At 45.0% G+C, this 16,954-nt stretch carries 23 protein-coding genes and 1 pseudogene; 19 read left to right on the top strand and 5 right to left on the bottom strand.

Annotated features, from left to right (window positions below):
* The first annotated feature begins 60 nt into the window (after window positions 1-60).
* Window positions 61-759 (top strand): aspartate/glutamate racemase family protein, encoded by a 699-nt coding sequence (locus tag ACWJJ4_RS07105; RefSeq protein WP_454021537.1) that lies wholly within the window; start codon window positions 61-63, stop codon window positions 757-759.
* 100 nt (window positions 760-859) lie between these two features.
* Window positions 860-997: pseudogene (locus ACWJJ4_RS07110) on the top strand (DUF2634 domain-containing protein); the annotation flags it as partial.
* Between the two features lie 109 nt (window positions 998-1,106).
* Here ACWJJ4_RS07110 and sigK read toward each other — a convergent pair.
* A complete protein-coding gene (gene sigK / locus ACWJJ4_RS07115; RefSeq protein WP_020956104.1) occupies window positions 1,107-1,832 on the bottom strand; it encodes an RNA polymerase sporulation sigma factor SigK in 726 nt (241 codons plus the stop codon).
* A gap of 455 nt (window positions 1,833-2,287) precedes the next feature.
* Here sigK and ACWJJ4_RS07120 point away from each other — a divergent pair, with 455 nt between their 5' ends.
* From ACWJJ4_RS07120 to ACWJJ4_RS07130, 3 genes are all read left to right on the top strand, one after another.
* Window positions 2,288-3,544, top strand: coding sequence for an MFS transporter (locus tag ACWJJ4_RS07120; protein WP_454021538.1), 1,257 nt, complete (start codon window positions 2,288-2,290; stop codon window positions 3,542-3,544).
* Window positions 3,510-3,650: a hypothetical protein gene (locus ACWJJ4_RS07125; protein WP_238703883.1), complete on the top strand. Its 141-nt coding sequence runs from the start codon at window positions 3,510-3,512 to the stop codon at window positions 3,648-3,650. Before ACWJJ4_RS07120 ends, ACWJJ4_RS07125 begins: the two co-directional genes overlap by 35 nt.
* 66 nt (window positions 3,651-3,716) lie before the next feature.
* A complete protein-coding gene (locus ACWJJ4_RS07130; RefSeq protein WP_230014536.1) occupies window positions 3,717-3,980 on the top strand; it encodes a GNAT family N-acetyltransferase in 264 nt (87 codons plus the stop codon).
* Window positions 3,981-3,995: 15 nt separating this feature from the next.
* On the opposite strand, the gene ACWJJ4_RS07135 is transcribed toward ACWJJ4_RS07130, so the two are convergent.
* Window positions 3,996-4,622, bottom strand: coding sequence for a TVP38/TMEM64 family protein (locus ACWJJ4_RS07135; RefSeq protein WP_017418184.1), 627 nt, complete (start codon window positions 4,620-4,622; stop codon window positions 3,996-3,998).
* Between the two features lie 233 nt (window positions 4,623-4,855).
* Here ACWJJ4_RS07135 and ACWJJ4_RS07140 point away from each other — a divergent pair, with 233 nt between their 5' ends.
* The 3 genes from ACWJJ4_RS07140 (at window position 4,856) to ACWJJ4_RS07150 (ending at window position 6,600) form a co-directional block, all read left to right on the top strand.
* A complete protein-coding gene (locus ACWJJ4_RS07140; RefSeq protein WP_013352949.1) occupies window positions 4,856-5,590 on the top strand; it encodes a polysaccharide deacetylase family protein in 735 nt (244 codons plus the stop codon).
* Window positions 5,591-5,659: 69 nt separating this feature from the next.
* On the top strand, window positions 5,660-6,391 hold the full coding sequence (locus tag ACWJJ4_RS07145; RefSeq protein WP_003152845.1) for an SGNH/GDSL hydrolase family protein: 732 nt from the start codon (window positions 5,660-5,662) through the stop codon (window positions 6,389-6,391).
* 74 nt (window positions 6,392-6,465) lie between these two features.
* Window positions 6,466-6,600 (top strand): hypothetical protein, encoded by a 135-nt coding sequence (locus ACWJJ4_RS07150; RefSeq protein WP_003152848.1) that lies wholly within the window; start codon window positions 6,466-6,468, stop codon window positions 6,598-6,600.
* Window positions 6,601-6,732: 132 nt separating this feature from the next.
* On the opposite strand, the gene sda is transcribed toward ACWJJ4_RS07150, so the two are convergent.
* A complete protein-coding gene (gene sda / locus ACWJJ4_RS07155) occupies window positions 6,733-6,873 on the bottom strand; it encodes a sporulation histidine kinase inhibitor Sda (protein WP_003152850.1) in 141 nt (46 codons plus the stop codon).
* Window positions 6,874-7,230: 357 nt separating this feature from the next.
* On the opposite strand from sda, the gene ACWJJ4_RS07160 reads away from it, so the two are divergent.
* From ACWJJ4_RS07160 to ACWJJ4_RS07195, 8 genes are read left to right on the top strand one after another with little or no spacing between them, the layout of a single operon-like run.
* Window positions 7,231-7,749, top strand: a complete 519-nt coding sequence (locus ACWJJ4_RS07160) for a YqeG family HAD IIIA-type phosphatase (protein WP_007408254.1) — start codon at window positions 7,231-7,233, stop codon at window positions 7,747-7,749.
* Between the two features lie 2 nt (window positions 7,750-7,751).
* Window positions 7,752-8,852: a ribosome biogenesis GTPase YqeH gene (gene yqeH / locus ACWJJ4_RS07165; protein ID WP_013352948.1), complete on the top strand. Its 1,101-nt coding sequence runs from the start codon at window positions 7,752-7,754 to the stop codon at window positions 8,850-8,852.
* Between the two features lie 19 nt (window positions 8,853-8,871).
* Window positions 8,872-9,714 (top strand): shikimate dehydrogenase, encoded by an 843-nt coding sequence (gene aroE / locus ACWJJ4_RS07170; protein WP_013352947.1) that lies wholly within the window; start codon window positions 8,872-8,874, stop codon window positions 9,712-9,714.
* On the top strand, window positions 9,708-9,998 hold the full coding sequence (yhbY, locus tag ACWJJ4_RS07175) for a ribosome assembly RNA-binding protein YhbY (protein WP_454021539.1): 291 nt from the start codon (window positions 9,708-9,710) through the stop codon (window positions 9,996-9,998). Before aroE ends, yhbY begins: the two co-directional genes overlap by 7 nt.
* Before the next feature lie 10 nt (window positions 9,999-10,008).
* Window positions 10,009-10,578 (top strand): nicotinate-nucleotide adenylyltransferase, encoded by a 570-nt coding sequence (locus tag ACWJJ4_RS07180; protein WP_003152860.1) that lies wholly within the window; start codon window positions 10,009-10,011, stop codon window positions 10,576-10,578.
* The gene (gene yqeK / locus ACWJJ4_RS07185) at window positions 10,568-11,128 is read left to right on the top strand and encodes a bis(5'-nucleosyl)-tetraphosphatase (symmetrical) YqeK (protein WP_454021540.1); all 561 of its coding nucleotides are present in this window, start codon (window positions 10,568-10,570) and stop codon (window positions 11,126-11,128) included. The genes ACWJJ4_RS07180 and yqeK overlap by 11 nt, the downstream gene beginning before the upstream one ends.
* Before the next feature lie 17 nt (window positions 11,129-11,145).
* Window positions 11,146-11,502, top strand: coding sequence for a ribosome silencing factor (rsfS, locus tag ACWJJ4_RS07190; RefSeq protein WP_003152864.1), 357 nt, complete (start codon window positions 11,146-11,148; stop codon window positions 11,500-11,502).
* Complete coding sequence (locus tag ACWJJ4_RS07195; protein ID WP_014305450.1) at window positions 11,499-12,236, top strand: class I SAM-dependent DNA methyltransferase; 738 nt, start codon at window positions 11,499-11,501, stop codon at window positions 12,234-12,236. Before rsfS ends, ACWJJ4_RS07195 begins: the two co-directional genes overlap by 4 nt.
* A gap of 68 nt (window positions 12,237-12,304) precedes the next feature.
* Here the strand turns inward: ACWJJ4_RS07195 and comER are convergent, their stop codons facing one another.
* The gene (comER, locus tag ACWJJ4_RS07200; protein ID WP_014305449.1) at window positions 12,305-13,126 is read right to left on the bottom strand and encodes a late competence protein ComER; all 822 of its coding nucleotides are present in this window, start codon (window positions 13,124-13,126) and stop codon (window positions 12,305-12,307) included.
* Between the two features lie 57 nt (window positions 13,127-13,183).
* Between comER and ACWJJ4_RS07205 the strand changes: the two genes are divergently transcribed.
* The 3 genes from ACWJJ4_RS07205 (at window position 13,184) to ACWJJ4_RS07215 (ending at window position 16,786) form a co-directional block, all read left to right on the top strand.
* Window positions 13,184-13,798 carry a helix-hairpin-helix domain-containing protein gene (locus ACWJJ4_RS07205; protein ID WP_454021541.1) on the top strand — a complete coding sequence of 205 codons (615 nt, stop codon included), beginning with the start codon at window positions 13,184-13,186 and terminating at the stop codon, window positions 13,796-13,798.
* A gap of 66 nt (window positions 13,799-13,864) precedes the next feature.
* Window positions 13,865-14,434 carry a ComE operon protein 2 gene (locus tag ACWJJ4_RS07210; RefSeq protein ID WP_003152868.1) on the top strand — a complete coding sequence of 190 codons (570 nt, stop codon included), beginning with the start codon at window positions 13,865-13,867 and terminating at the stop codon, window positions 14,432-14,434.
* The gene (locus ACWJJ4_RS07215) at window positions 14,435-16,786 is read left to right on the top strand and encodes a DNA internalization-related competence protein ComEC/Rec2 (RefSeq protein WP_454021542.1); all 2,352 of its coding nucleotides are present in this window, start codon (window positions 14,435-14,437) and stop codon (window positions 16,784-16,786) included. It abuts the gene before it with no gap.
* A gap of 18 nt (window positions 16,787-16,804) precedes the next feature.
* Here ACWJJ4_RS07215 and ACWJJ4_RS07220 read toward each other — a convergent pair whose 3' ends face one another.
* Window positions 16,805-16,939, bottom strand: coding sequence for a YqzM family protein (locus ACWJJ4_RS07220; RefSeq protein ID WP_003152870.1), 135 nt, complete (start codon window positions 16,937-16,939; stop codon window positions 16,805-16,807).
* Between the last annotated feature and the right edge of the window lie 15 nt (window positions 16,940-16,954).

Here is a 16,954-nt window from a genome sequence, read left to right on the forward strand (position 1 = left end):
AGACCTAATCTATGCTTTAAAATAACTATAATATTTTGAAAATTTTATCCGAGGTGGGTTATGAAAACTATTGGTCTTATTGGCGGAATGAGTTGGGAATCTTCAGCTGAGTATTATCGAATTATCAATGAAGAAATAAAAACGAAGTTAGGAGGGCTTCACTCGGCAAAATGCCTTTTATACAGTGTTGATTTTAAGGAAATTGAACATTATCAATCCATAGGGGCTTGGGATAAAGCAGGTGAAGCTTTAGGGGGAGTTGCAAGATCATTAGAAAAAGCAGGTGCAGATTTTATTGTAATATGTACAAATACTATGCATAAAGTTCTTGAATATATCCAAGATATGATCACTATACCTATTTTGCATATTGCCGATGCAACTGCAGAACAAATTATTAGACAAGACATTCGCTCAGTAGGATTGCTTGGGACTAAATATACGATGGAACAAGATTTTTATAAATCACGTATTGCGTCTCATGATATTAATGTCATTGTTCCTGATGATGAGGAAAGGGAATTAATAAATAATATTATTTATCAAGAAATGTGTCTGGGTGAAATTAAACAGTCTTCCAAAAACATTTATAAGAAGATCATAAATAATTTGGTGGATAGAGGAGCAGAAGGAATCATTCTTGGATGCACTGAAATTGGACTATTAGTAAAGGCAGAGGATTCAAAAGTGCCATTATTTGATACGACTTTAATCCATGCTCAAAAAGCAGTAAATAAATCCCTTTCGATTTCTTCTTAGAATGATTATTTCTTATATTTTAAAACCGCTCTTTAGGAGCGGTTTTTATTATGGTTCATTCAATCAATAAATGGAGGAACGTTATAGGAGTGATCTTATCATGACCCTTCCCTCAGAAATTGAATTTGATGATATTGAAGATGACAGCGAAGTTATAGAGACCTCTCAAACCTACAAAATATATTTTGAAAATGGCCGTATCACAAATGAATTCATCACAGGCCTTGACGCGATTAAATAGTTTGTATATTTGTCCCTTCACACTGAGCGCTACGCATATTCTGTTCATAGTCATGATTGAAAAAGATAAAATAGAAAAAGCCGGAATGTCAGATCCGGCTTTTCGCTCACTTTCCCTTCTTCTTCCGCTTCTCCTTTTCCGCCCGGTAAAACTCATGAAACATCTTCATCAATGCGCGTTTTTCAATCCGCGACACATAACTCCTTGAAATGCCGAGCTCCTTTGCGATCTCGCGCTGCGTTTTTTCTTTTTTTAAATCAAGCCCGAAGCGGCCGACGATGACTTCTTTTTCGCGGTCGTCTAAAATATCGATATATTTTTTGACCTTTTCAAGTTCCATGTTGAGCTGAATGGTGTCGATCACATCTTCGCTTTCCGACTTGAGAACATCAATCAGGCTTATTTCATTCCCTTCTTTATCCTGGCCGATCGGGTCATGAAGGGAGACGTCTTTTTTCGTTTTTTTCAATGCGCGCAGATGCATTAAAATCTCATTCTCAATACATCGTGCGGCATATGTGGCAAGCTTCGTGCCTTTTCCGGCTGAGTAGCTTTCAATTCCTTTGATCAGCCCGATTGTACCGATGGAGATCAGATCTTCTGCGTCTTCTCCCGTGTTTTCGAATTTTTTTACAATATGGGCGACTAAACGGAGATTATGTTCGATCAGCATATTGCGGGCGTGTTCATCTCCTTCGGCCATAAGGTCTAAGTATTTTTTCTCCTCACTATTTGAGAGCGGTTGTGGAAAGGCATTATTTTTCACGTATGATACTAAAAACACGAGTTCTTTCACAATAAACCCGAGCGCTGCAAAAACACCTGTCACCATCCTCACCTCCACAAAGTTATGTAGGCAAAAGCCTATATGTAACTGTATGTGGCAGTCAGGCTGTTTGTGTCTGTACAGGGAAATTAATCAAAGGCAGGTTTTATTTCTTACAGCCTCTTGATTTTTGCTGATTGAGCCTGTATATTGTTAAAAAAAGTAAGGGTGAAAAGAATATAACGAAAAGCGCTGAAGAGACGAGTAGACAGATATCATTCATGACAGAGAGCTCCGGGAGCTGTGAAGGAGTATGAATGGATGTGTTGAAACAAACCTCTTAGCTTCGCATCGGAATCATGAAAAACGAGGATGATGCGGCGGATACTCCTGTTACCGAGTAAGCTTTGTACCCGGCTTAGGCCGGCACCAAACCGAATTGAGGTGGCATAGCGGGCTGTTTCCCGTCCTCAAGACTTTATTGTCTTGAGGGCGTTTTTTATTTCTAAGGGAGGGATAAGATGAAAAACCGGAAGTCTTGGCTGTACCCGATGCTTCTGTTAACCGGAATCGGGATAGCAAATATTGGTGAATGGATTTATTTTTTGTCTCTTAATCTTATTGTCTTAAAAGAAACGGGGTCTGCTTTTGCGGTTTCCATCCTTTATTTAATCAGGCCTGCGGCTGTTTTGATAACAAATGGGTGGGCGGGCAGCATCATCGACAGGTGTAACAAACGGAATATGATGATGTCGCTTGATTTCATCCGGGCTGCATTCATTGCCGTTCTGCCGCTGATGTTTACTGTAGGGTCTTTATTTTCTGTTTATTGTATCGTGTTTTTGATTCAAATGGCCAATGCGATGTTTCGTCCGTGTTCCATGGCGTATGTGACGATGCTTATTCCGGCTGAAAGGAGAAAACGATTCAATTCACTAAGGGCTTTGTCGGAATCAGGGGCTTTTCTCCTCGGGCCGGCTGCGGCCGGGCTGCTTTTTATCGCCGGCACGCCGATTTTTGCGATTTGGGTGAATGCGGGGGCTTTAGTGCTGTCCGGTTTCATCACGATGATGCTGCCGAACCTTGAAAATGAGCCCCGCGTACATTCTCCCGCACAAAAGCTTTCTTTGGCAGTGTACAAAGAAGATTGGAAGCTCGTCTATCGCTTCAGCCGAACGGCGCGAAACGTCATGATCATTTATTTTTTATTCAGTCTGGTCATGACCGTTATGCTATCCGCGCTTGATTCGCTTGAAGCCGCTTTTTCAAAAGAAGTTCTTCAGCTGACTGATGCCGATTACGGTTTTCTCGTCAGTGTCTCAGGGGCAGGGGTTATTGCGGGGGCGCTTGTCAATGTGTTCTTTAATAAAAAAATGCCGGCTTCTTTATTGATGGGAATGGGCTCTTTATTCACAGCGGCAGGATATATGATTTATGCGTTTTCTGACGTTTTTTGGACGGCTGCTTTCGGATTTTTCCTTCTCGCTTTTTTTCTGGCGTTTGCCAATACAGGCTTTCTGACGTTTTATCAAAAGAATGTTCCGGTGGACATCATGGGGAGAGTGGGGAGCTTTTATTCATTAGTCGAAGCCGTCTTCATTATATTGGTAACGGCGGTTTTCGGAGCGGCGTCTGTCAGTTCTTCCGTCCGCGGCATCGTCATCGCAGGGGCTGCTGTTATGCTGGCGTTGGCAGCCATTTTATGCTCGTTCTTATTTGCGGCCTCAAAAAGGAGGACTCCCGATGTATTTCAAGCGGATCAATTTAAACAAACATAAAGAGACGGCCGTTTCATTTCGTGAGGATTCGTTTTTCGTCAGCTTTGGCACGGCGGATCATTTTAATAAGGATGAATATCTCAGATGGCTGTCATCCCAAATCTAATGCTCACCCGACAATTTTAAGCTGCTTCTTCATAACGGGCAGCCGATCGGACAGCTTGAAGCTTCCATCAAATTTTACCGCAGCCAAAAAATCGGTTATGTGCACCTTTACTATATGACTGAGCAGCAGAGGGGAAGAGGGTGCGGAACAAAACTGCATCAATACGCGAATCAGTTTTTCAGAGCGAACGGTGTTTCGGAATATCACCTGAGAGTTTCGCCGGGCAATGAAGCGGCTCTGTCATTTTACAGAAAGAAAAACATGGAAGTGATCGGTTCAGAATGTAACGGAAAAGTTCTCAGAATGAGAGGAGCTGTACCGCCGGAATAGGGGGCGGTACGCGTTTCATTTTCTCGTTGTTTTTAAAAGACCGGGAAACTTCTTATAAATGACCGCCATTAAGACGAGCATATACATTCCGTAAATCCCGAAAGACAGCAGTTTGTTGCTTGTAAATGAAGCGCCTGCGACGGTCACGATCACAATGTTCGGAATTTTGCCGAGCACCGACGCAGAAAAAAAGATCGGCCATCGTATGTTACTCAGCCCGCAGACGGTATTCATGGCAAGCGACGGTATAATCGGAATCAGCCGCCCGAAAAGCACCGCCGTAAACGCGTGCTGATGAAATGAATCTTCATATTGAGCCGCGGCCGGGTAAGCCACCAGCTTTTTTCTGGCCCAGTCTCTGAATCCGTACCGGACGAGAAAAAACAATGCCATTGTTCCGAGCATCGCGCCTGACAATGTAATCCACACTCCGTTTACAATCCCGAAAACCGCTCCGTTTAAGGCTGCGATAATGGCGAATGGAACGATCGGAAAAAATACGTCAGCTGCGACCAGAAGGATACTCATAAGCACGGCGTACATGCCGCCCGCGCGAATCATGCTGAGCCAGACGTCTTTTTGCATAAAGCCGATCATCACGACAGCAATGATGACGGCAAGACTGAATCCCTTTTTTATCATCTGTACGTTCACCTCTTTTCAATTAGTATACAGCACAAATCTATCTCCTTCTATTAAAATAAGCTGTCCGATAAGCGTACTTGTTTATCAGCATTTGCCGTTTGATGAGAAACGGCTGCACCCGGATTTGGACAAAAACAAGCGGGAAGCGGGGATGTACATCATTTGATGCAGAGAATGATTTTTTATAAAAGGGGACACGTTAACAGTAGTGTTTACTGGAGGTGTAAACGTTGAGATGCTTTCATCTGATCATCATGATATGCGTTCTCACGAGTCTCACTGCCGTGTCCGCCGATGCGAAATCTTTAAAAAGAAGTGACATGGAGAAGACGGGAAACGTGTACTGGGATATAAGGTCTGAAAAAAAGAAGCTATCTTTAACCTTCGATGACGGCCCCCATCCTGTCTATACGGAGGCTGTGTTAGACGTGCTGAAACAGCACAATGTTAAAGCAACCTTTTTTTGTATCGGGAGCCGTATAGACAAATACCCCATAACGGCAAAACGCATCGTTGAAGAAGGACATGAAATCGGCAACCATACGATGAACCATGTTTATTTTCACCGTTTAAAACGCAAAGACATTTTACAAGAGCTTCACAGCTCCGCGCATCATATCAGATCGCTGCAGCCGGAAGGGGACAAGTTATTCCGCCCGCCGGGAGGGTCGTTGAATCAGACGGCTTTCAAAAGCATCTTAAAAGAGGGCTATCATATCATCATGTGGTCATGGAACCAAGATCCGAGGGACTGGAAAAGGCCCGGAAAAGGAAAAATCGTCAGGCACGTTGTTTCACATGCCAGAGATGGAGATATCGTTCTTCTGCATGACGGCGGAGGAAACCGGCGCCAGACGGTGGAGGCTTTGAAAGAAATCATTCCCCAGCTGAAAAAGCAGGGCTACACGTTTGTTAAGGTTTCGGATTTGATCGGACAGGATTCCGGTCCTTTTCATATCCAGTAAAGAGAGCGCCGCGTTGAAAGCCGCCAAAGAGATGTGTACCATAGGAGGTAAGGTTTGGAGGGAGAGAAAATGAAGTTTGCTGTTCTTTTTATTACGATAACCTGTCTGTTATCAGGATGCGCTGCGGGCAAAGAGAAAAGTGTTGTCGCGTTCGGCGACAGCAATACGCGCGGTTCCAACTGGGATTATCGTGATTATCCGAAGGCGCAGCAGTGGGTAAACATTTTAAAAACAGCGGAACGCGGCCGTCTTACGGTTATAAATGCGGGAATAGGCGGCCAGACGACTGAGGATGCGCGCCTGCGCTTTCAAAGCGATGTGCTGGAGCGTAAGCCCCAATATTTATTTATCATGTTCGGAACAAATGATGCGGGCATTTTGACGGGAGATCAGCCGCGAGTATCAAAGAAACGGTTTAAAGAAAACCTGACTTATTTCATAAACGAAAGCAGAAATCACGGCATAAAGCCGATTTTAATGACGTGCATCCCGGTTATAGAAGGAAACGGAACGCATCATCTCTATTACTATTCGAGATATAAAGCCTCAGCCTTTAAAGAAAAAGGCGGCGCGAGAACATGGCATAATTCCTATAACGGCGTTACGAGGCAGGTTGCAGCTGAGTTGAAAGTGCCGCTGGTGGATAACTGGAAACACTTTATACGCGCGGACGGCGGCAAAGATACAGACCGGGCGCTGATCCAATCCGGACTGATAGATCCCTCCGGAAATCATATGACGCCAAAAGGCGCCAGAATCTTAATTGAAGGCATAAAAAATGGGCGGGTTTTGGAACGCTGACGCCGTCAGCTGCCTAAACCGTTTTGCTTCTGCTTCATAGGCTGTAGAAAAAACATCTTTTGGAGGCGATTGCTATGAACCGCGGTTTCCCTCCGCAATATCCTGTATGCCCGCCTCCTCGGGTGAATGCGGGGTACTGGTACGCATTTTTTGTTGTGCTGCTCGTCGTCATTCTCGTCCTGGGCGGTCTGTATTGGTTCAATATATAGCAGCCGTCCTCTTAAACACCTCTATTTTAGGGGTGTTTTTTGTTGAAAGTGGTAGTAATGCGCATAACCGAAGTGATATAATATCAGTCATCTGAGTAAAAAAAGGAAATTCGCCCGGGAATTTTTTTCTGTTTAAGAAGAAACGGAAATAATGTGTCCGAGCGATCTTCTTTTGATTTCGTTTTCAATTAACTCGATAAATTCACGGCTCAAATTCATTTCATTGGCTTTGAAATAAGATTCTATTAGTAATTCATCAGAAAGCTTTCTCATGCCGGGGACCCAATTAATGGGAGTGGCACCTCCTTACAATTGTAATCAATCATCAGACGCAAGCATATGATGGAAGGTTGCGTTTCAATCATGGTGAGGTTATCTTTAATCTACCATGAAATACAAATAAGAACAATCGTTCTGTTATCCACACTCGTAAGTGGATAACTTGTTAGTATCTTGTTTATAATCTGGATAAATCCGGATGTAATAAGAGTGGATAATGTGTGTAATTTTATCCACAACTGGTGAAGAAACCCAATTTTTGTCGAAATTTTTTTACTGAGTCCGACTTTGTTTTTAAATCTGACAGGTTTCGACATATAGATGATAGAAAGAAAAGGAAGGGTGCGGGTTTTGTTAAAAAAGTTTTTTTTACCTGACGAATTTGTGAAAAATATATTTCATATCACACCGGAAAAGCTCAAGGAACGCAATGTGAAAGGGATTATTACAGACCTTGACAACACGCTTGTGGAGTGGGACAGACCGAGTGCGACACCTCGATTAATCGAGTGGTTTGAAGAAATGAAGGAGCACGGCATTAAAGTCACGATCGTCTCCAATAATAATGAACGAAGAGTGAAATTATTCTCGGAGCCGCTTGGCATACCGTTTATTTATAAGGCAAGAAAACCGATGGGGCGCGCCTTTAAAAGAGCCGTCAGCAGCATGGATCTGAAAAAAGAAGACTGTGTGGTCATCGGCGATCAGCTGCTTACTGATGTTCTCGGCGGAAACAGAAACGGGTATCATACGATCCTCGTCGTGCCTGTCGCTTCCTCTGACGGAGTCATGACGCGCTTTAACCGCCGGATTGAACGGAGAATATTGAGTTCTTTGAAACGTAAAGGCCATATTCAGTGGGAGGATTAGGAATGGAAAAGGTTGTTTGCATCGGCTGCGGAGTAACGATCCAGACCGAGGATAAAAAAGGTCTCGGATACGCGCCAAAGGCATCGCTCACGAAGGAGAATGTCATTTGTCAGCGCTGCTTCAGACTGAAAAATTACAATGAAATTCAAGATGTTTCATTAACGGATGATGACTTTTTAAATATCTTGCACACAATCGGCGATACTGACTCTCTAATTGTCAAAGTCGTTGATATTTTTGATTTTAACGGAAGCTGGATAAACGGGCTGAACCGCTTTGTCGGCGGTAATCCGATCATTCTTGTCGGTAATAAGGCCGATATCCTGCCGAAATCCGTAAAGCGGGAACGGCTCGTCCAATGGATGAAACGCGAAGCGAAAGAATACGGCTTAAAACCCCTTGATGTCTTTTTAATCAGCGCTTCCCGCGGACAAGGGATGAAGGAAGTCATTGACGCCATTGAACATTACCGCGAAGGGCGCGATGTGTATGTGGTGGGCTGTACCAATGTCGGCAAATCCACATTTATCAACCGGATTATTAAAGAGGTCTCAGGGGAAGAGAATATTATTACCACCTCTCAATTTCCGGGCACGACGCTTGATGCGATTGAAATCCCGCTTGATGACGGATCTGCGCTTTATGATACGCCGGGAATCATTAACCATCACCAGATGGCGCATTACGTGGACAAGCGTGACTTAAAGGTGCTGACACCGAAAAAAGAACTGAAGCCGCGCACTTTTCAGCTGAATGAAAAACAAACGCTTTATTTCGGCGGGCTTGCCCGGTTTGACTATGTATCAGGCGATAAAACGGCGTTTGTCTGCTATATGCCGAATGAATTGATGATTCACAGAACAAAGCTTGAAAATGCTGATGCTTTATACGAAAAGCATGCGGGAGAACTGCTTACCCCGCCCGGAAAAGATCATTTGGATGAATTTCCGGAGCTTACGGCCCACACGTTTACGATTAAAGAAGGAAAGACGGATATCGTTTTTTCCGGACTCGGCTGGGTCACGGTGCAGCAAGCAGATAAAAAAATAACGGCATACGCTCCGAAAGGCGTACACGTATTTGTCCGCCGTTCATTAATATAGAGAGAAGGGGAGAGGGAGCATGAAACAATTGTACGGAGTAATCGGAAATCCGATCGGGCATTCAATGTCACCCGATATTCATAACGCAGCTTTGCAAGATAAGAACATCAACGGGCAGTATTTTGCGTTTCAGGTGGAACCTCGTCATCTCAAGGACGCCGTTAACGGAATCAAGGCGCTTGGCATCTGCGGAGTGAACGTCACAGTCCCGCATAAAGTCGCGATCATGGAGCATCTGGATGAAATACATGAAAGCGCGAAAGTACTCGGGGCCGTAAATACCGTCAAAAGAGAGGGAGACAGGCTCATCGGGTATAATACTGACGGAGATGGGTTTTATAAATCCTTAGTCAAAGTATTGGACAAACCGATATCAGAGCTCTCCATCCTCATGATTGGGGCGGGAGGAGCGGCAAGAGCGATTTTTACGACGATCGTCCGCAGAGAGCCGAAACAATTTGACGTTTGCAACCGCACGCCGGAAAAAGCAGAAAGTCTGATTGCTGCTGCTCCCTCTTTTCAGCAGAAACGCGCCCTTACTTTAAAAGAAGCTGAAAATCAGCTTGAACAATATGACGTCATTATTCATACAACATCTGTCGGCATGTATCCGAAAACGGATGCCGTGCCGCTCTCATTGGAACGGGCCAAAACGGGCGCCATCGTTTGTGATATCGTATACAACCCGATTCAAACGGCGTTCTTAAAAGAAGCTGAAAAAAGAGGTTTAACAACCCTTGACGGTGTCGGCATGTTTGTGGAACAGGCTGCACTGTCTTTCAAGCTGTGGACGGAACAAGAGCCTGACAGCAGCTTAATGAGAGCAATTGTTGAAGGAAAACTAGGAGGAACACAATGTTAACAGGAAAACAAAAACGGTTTTTGCGTTCAAAAGCGCATCATTTAACGCCTATTTTTCAAGTGGGAAAAGGCGGAGTCAACGAAAACATGGTGAAACAGATTGCCGAGGCTTTAGAAGCAAGAGAGCTGATTAAAGTCAGCGTGCTTCAAAACTGCGAAGACGATAAAAACGATGTCGCAGAAGCGCTTGTGAAAGGCAGCCGCTCACAATTGGTGCAGACGATCGGAAATACGATCGTATTGTATAAGGAATCAAAGGAAAATAAACAAATCGGGCTTCCGTAAGGTGGTTGACATGAAGAAAATCGGAATATTCGGGGGCACATTTGACCCTCCGCACAACGGACATCTTCTGATGGCTAATGAAGTCCTTCATCAGGCGGAGCTCGATGAGATTTGGTTTATGCCTAATAAAATCCCGCCGCATAAGCAGAATGAAGACTTTACAGACAGCCGGCACCGGGTGGAGATGCTGAAGCTTGCCATCAGCTCTAATTCCTTCTTTAAGCTTGAGCTTGCGGAAATGGACCGGAAAGGCCCTTCTTATACCTATGATACCGTCCGTTTACTGAAGGAGCGGCACCCGAACGACAAGCTTTTCTTTATTATCGGGGCGGATATGATTGAATATCTGCCGAAATGGTACAAACTGGACGAACTGCTCACGCTCATTCAATTTATCGGGGTGCGGCGCCCGGGGTATCATATTGAGACCCCGTACCCGCTGCTTTTTGCCGATGTTCCGGAATTTGACGTTTCGTCAACGATGCTGAGAGAACGTCTCAAAGCAAAAAAGCCGACGCAATACTTAATGCCGGATAAAGTGAGGCAGTATATAGAGGAGAATGATTTATATGAATCGTGAGGAAGCACTTGCCTGCGTCAAAGAACAGCTGACCGAGCATCGCTACATCCACACAATCGGCGTGACAGATACGGCGGTTATTCTCGCAGGCCGGTTCGGAGCAGATCCGAAAAAAGCGGAAATGGCGGCCATTTTTCATGATTATGCGAAATTCCGGCCGAAAGAAGAAATGAAGCAGATCATCGTGCGGGAAAAAATGCCGGCGGAGCTCTTGGATTACAATGCCGAGCTGTGGCATGCCCCTGTGGGAGCGTATTTGGCTGAGAAAGAAGCGGGGATCACTGATCCTGAGATCTTGGATGCAATCCGCTATCACACGTCAGGGCGTCCCGGAATGACCCTTTTAGACAAAGTCATCTACGTTGCGGATTACATTGAACCCGGCCGCCACTTTCCCGGAGTGGAAGAGGTGCGCCGTCTGGCGGAAACAGATCTGAACGAAGCGCTCATACAAGCGATGAAAAATACAATGATATTTCTGATGAAAAAAAACCAGCCGGTCTTTCCGGATACGTTTGCAACCTATAACTGGCTGGTGTCTCAAAAATGACAGGAGGAATATGGAAAATGAATCAAGCTTCCGTATTAAAAATCGCGGCAAAAGCATGCGACGATAAACGTGCAGAAGATATTTTAGCGCTGGACATGGAAGGAATCTCACTTGTAGCGGATTACTTTTTAATCTGCCACGGGAATTCTGATAAACAGGTTCAGGCCATTGCGCGTGAAATTAAAGATCAGGCAGAAGAAAACGGCATTGATGTCAAAAAGATGGAAGGGTTTGATGAGGCCCGCTGGGTTTTAGTTGATCTCGGCGACGTCATTGTCCACGTTTTCCATAAAGATGAAAGAAGCTACTATAATCTTGAAAAGCTATGGGGCGACGCGCCGCTCGCAGAGCTTGAACTCGGCTTGAACTCATGATTTACCAAGGCTTCGCCGGTGTATATGACGAGTTAATGTCCCATGCGCCGTATGATGAATGGGCGGGCTGGATTGAAGCGTCTCTTCCGGAAAAGGGAAGGGTGCTTGATCTTGCCTGCGGAACCGGAGAAATATCCATCAGGCTTGCTGAAAAAGGCTGCGAAGTCACGGGGATTGATTTGAGTGAAGATATGCTGAGCTGTGCCCAGCAGAAAAAAACGGGAAAGCCGATTCTTTTTCTCCAGCAGGATATGAGAGAGCTTTCCGGTTTTGAAGAACAGTTTGATGCCGTAGTCATCTGCTGTGATTCCCTAAATTACTTAAAAACGAAAAATGATGTCTTAAGCACCTTCAAAAGTGTTTTTCAAGTTTTGAAGGAGGGCGGCCTGCTTCTGTTTGACGTCCATTCCCCGTATAAAATGACGGAGCTTTTTCCGGACAGCACCCATGCGGATCAGGATGAGCAGATCAGCTATATCTGGCAAAGCTTTGCCGGCGATGAAGAGCTTTCTGTCATCCATGATATGTCCTTTTTCGTATGGAACGGACAATCTTATGACCGCTATGACGAGACGCATGAGCAAAAAACATTTTACATTGAAGAATATAAACAAATGCTTGCAGAGACCGGATTTGAACTGAAGAAGGTGACGGCTGATTTTACAGACCGTCCTCCTTCAACAGAGTCTGAACGTCTTTTCTTTACGGCAGGCAAACCAAAAACCATCGTTTAAACGGAACGATGGTTTTTAAAATGCATTTTTTGCGATTGGCGCGATAAAGCTCTTTATGGCATACTCAGTTACACATGAAATTGCTTCTTCACTAACGATATATCTTCATCGTATTTGTCATGTGTACGCTGAAAGACACGATTGAACATATCCTGAACACCGCTTTCGAGAGCCTTCAGTCCTTCTCCGGTGACGCCGCCTTTTACGCATACTTTTTCCTGCAAGGCGGGAAGCGTGTAATGCCCCGTTTCAAGAAGCTTTCCGAGACCGACAAGCATTTCTGTCGACATAATCACGGCTTCTTCTTTGGTGATGTCCGTTTCTTCCACTGCCGCGTCAATAAAGCGCTGAACGAGATAACTCATAAAAGCGGGCCCGCAGCTGACAATGTCTGACGCCGCTCTTGTAATGCCGCTGCTGATTTCCACAGGTTTTGAAATATGAGTGAACAGCGTTTGAATATCCGCTTTTGCAGACTCGCTGCAGCTTTTGCCGAACGTAACAAGCGAGACGCCGGCCAAGGCGCGGTTCGTAATGCTCGGAATGACGCGGGCCGTCTGACACGGAACCGTATGTTCAATCTGATCCGTCTGAACGGGGCTGGTAATGGAGATTAAAATGTGATCTTTCCGTAAATGCGGTGTGAGTTTTTTCAGCAAAGGATATATATCCAGCGGTTTTACACAAATGAATATTATTTCATTATCCTGTACGAGCTTTTCCTGATCCTCAGTGACATGGATGCCGCTGAAACGTTCTTTTAGTTTTAATGCTTTTTCGATTGTTCTGTTTGTGATGGTGATATGTGAGGGATCGGCAGCGTTTGATTCGATAAACGATTCAATCAGGATCGTTCCCATGTTTCCGGTGCCGATAAAGCCTATTTTCAATGAATTTCCCTCCTTTTCCCTTAATCCTCTAAACCTTATGCGGGGAGGCAATGCAATATGACGAAAGCGATGATGACGGAGCGGCTGCGGCGGAACCTGAAAATTCTGGGCGCTTGTCTTGCGGCAGGGGCGGTTTTTATCTGTATTTGGCTGTTTCGTTCTGAAAAGGAAGAGCCGGTCAAACAGCAATCCGTGCTCGGCCAAACAGCCTCGGCATCCGTCGCGGACAAAAAAGACACCGCAGACGATAAGATTATGATTGATGTGAAAGGTGCGGTCCGAAATCCCGGCGTGTATGAAATGAAAGCGGGAGACAGAGTGACGCAAGCCATTGAAAAAGCCGGAGGCCTGAAGAAAAAGGCGGATGAATTGAATGTTAATTTAGCAGAGCAGCTGCAGGACGGGACGATTGTTTATATTCCGAGTGAAGTCGAAGAAGAGAATCACCCGAAAACAGCAGCGGGTGAAAAGGAGAATGCAGCTGTCAATATCAATACGGCATCTTTGGACGAACTTCAGGCGATTTCCGGGGTGGGGCAGAAAAAAGCGGAAGCCATTATCGCCTACCGAGAAGAAAACGGACGGTTTCAGACTGCTGAAGATTTGATGAATGTATCAGGCTTTGGAGAAAAGTCATTTGAGCGGATAAAAACTTCCATTACGGTAAAGTGAATTGACGGTTCTGCTTAAATCTATGTAAACTTAGAAAAGCAACAAGACTTTTTGGAGGGAACACTTGTGGAACGAATCTCATGGAATCAATATTTTATGGCGCAAAGCCATTTGCTGGCGCTGAGAAGCACATGTCCGAGACTGTCAGTCGGGGCAACCGTAGTCAGAGATAAGCGGATGATTGCCGGCGGATACAACGGCTCAATTGCCGGCGGCGTCCATTGCGCTGATGAAGGATGCCTTTTAATAGATAATCATTGCCAGAGGACCATACATGCAGAGATGAATGCGATTCTGCAATGTTCTAAGTTCGGTGTTCCGACGGAGGGCGCCGAAATTTATGTGACGCATTATCCTTGTATTCAATGCTGCAAATCAATTATCCAGGCAGGCATCAAAACGGTCTATTATGCCGAAGATTACAAAACACAGCCTTATGCAAAAGAGCTGTTCAGCCAAGCCGGAGTCAAGGTGGAGCAGGTCGAACTTGATGAAATGATCATCGATCTGAAAAACCGCGAAAAATTGTCTTTTGTAGCAGGTCTGATTCAGCAATTATCTGATGCGGGAGTTAAGGCAGATGAACTGAAAAAAATTCATGAACAGGCCAATGAGCTGTTTACCAGTTACGTATAAATGAAATATAAATACCTTCTTCTGCCTCTGGCGGCGGTTTCTGCAACTGCGGGGATTGCCGCCGCTCATGTCTTCTGGGTTCTGCTCCTTTTTCTTCTGTATCTTCTCTTTATTATGATAAAAACAAAGCAGCCTGCTCCGGTTATCATCTGCCTCGTTTCTTTTTGTGTTTATTTCTTTCTTTATACGGTTTGTGACGCTGCGAATGTAACGCGGTATCAGGCCGGCAGTTATACTGAACAGGCCGTCATCACTAATATTCCGAAGGTTGACGGAGCGAAAATGTCAGCCGTTATCCGTACACATGACAAGGAAAAATGGGCGGCTTCGTATAAAATCCGGTCTCTTGAGGAAAAGAGACGCATTGAACAGCTTGAACCGGGGATGCGCTGCACGTTTACAGGCTCTCTGGAACAGCCTGCACATGCGACGATTCCCGGAGGTTTTGATTATAAGGAATATCTTTACTCTCAGCAGATTCACTGGTTATTTTCCGTGACTTCCATTCAGCGGTGTGAAAAATCCAAACAGCCGCTGTTTAAACTGCTGAACATCAGAAAAAATTTAATTTCAATCATTCGGAATCACGTGCCTGAATCTTCCGCCGGAATTGTTGAAGCGCTGACCTTAGGTGAAAGATTTTCTATAGAGGACGATATACTGAGTGCATATCAAAATTTAGGAGTCGTTCATTTAATGGCAATTTCCGGAATGCATGTCGGTCTTATTACGGCGGGACTATTTTATGCTCTGATCAGAATCGGGCTGACAAGAGAAAAGGCGGGGATGTTGCTGCTGCTGTTTTTGCCGGTATATACGCTGCTGAGCGGTGCCGCCCCATCCGTATTGCGCGCATCCCTCATGCTGGGATTTTATATCGCCGGAACTCTTGTTAAACGCGGCATTCATTCCTCTGCTGCATTGTCTCTGTCTTATCTGCTGCTCCTGCTGTTTAATCCTTACCTCCTTTGGCAGGCGGGCTTCCAGCTTTCCTTTGCGGTAAGCGCCTCTTTAATTCTGTCATCCTCCATTTTAAAGAAAGCAGGGAAAAGCAGACTTGCCCGGCTTGCGATGGCCTCATTCATTGCAGAGCTCAGCTCACTTCCGTTTCTTCTCTATCATTTTCAGCAAATTTCACTTGTCAGTTTTCCGATGAACATGGTGATGGTGCCATTTTATACGTTATTTGTCATTCCGGTTTCTGTCATCGGTTTCCTTCTTCTTTTGCTTTCAAGGCAGGTGGGAGAATGTTTGTTTGATATGTTTGACCTTGTGATGAAGCCTGTGCATGATTTCATTACATATGCGGCATCCGTTGATTTATTTACTATGATTGTGTCAAAGCCTGACTTTCTTTCCCTTCTTCTGCTTGCGGTTTCCGTTTTTACGCTTTTTGCGGCTTTGGAAAAGGGAGGTTTTTTAAAACTCAGGAAATCGGCTCTTTTTTTCTGCGCGGTTTTGGCTTATTTAATATGCCGTCCGTATTTCAGTCCATGGGGAGAAGCGGATATGCTTGATATCGGGCAGGGAGACTCGCTGTTTATAAGCGCGCCATACCGCAAAGGGACCGTAATGGTTGATACAGGGGGAGTGATTGCTTATCCCGGAGAATCATGGAAAGAAAAACGCCACCCGTATTCTATCGGCGAGAAGGTTTTGATTCCGTTTTTAAACGGAAAAGGGGTGAAAAAGCTGGATGCGCTGTTTTTAACCCATGCGGATCAGGATCACATCGGAGAAGCCGGAGTGTTAATCAAAAATCATAGAGTCAAACGGTTAATTGTCCCCGTGGGATTCGTAAAAGAACCGAAGGATCAGAACATATTAAAAATGGCGAAAGAAAACAACATTCCCGTTGCCGAAGCAAAGCGGGGCGACACCATTACAGCGGGTGATCTTCAGTTTCAGGTGCTGTCTCCGGAGTCATCTGACGGAAAGAGTAAAAATGATTCATCACTGGTGCTTTGGACGGTTTTAGGCGGAGTGAGCTGGCTTTTGACGGGAGATTTAGAATCGGACGGCGAAACAGAAGTGCTGAAAACGTATCCGAAACTGAAGGCTGATATATTGAAGGCGGGTCATCACGGCAGCAAAAGCTCAACGAGTGAAGCCTTTTTGAAACAGCTTCAGCCGGAAGCAGCGCTGATTTCAGCAGGAAAAGAGAATCGATACCATCATCCGCATGAAGAAGTGCTGGATCGTTTGAAGGCGTACTCTGTCAATGTGCTTCGCACCGATATCAGCGGAACGATTCAATACAGATTTGAAAAAGGCGCCGGAACGTTTTCCGTCTTCCCTCCATATGATATAGAAGAAACCAGGGCGCAAGAAGTAAAAAAGACTGCCGATTGACAGCAGCCCGGAATGCGGCTAAGAGCCGATAAGATGGATGGCTGTTGCCATCACGAACAAAAAGGCGAAAAATCCGAAGGACACGACAAAACCGACAGCTGAGTCAACAGCATCATTTCGTTTGCTTTGAACGTTTTTTTCAAAATCATTCAATTTCATCCCTCCTGA

The sequence above is a fragment of the Bacillus sp. JK62 genome, from assembly GCF_053663455.1.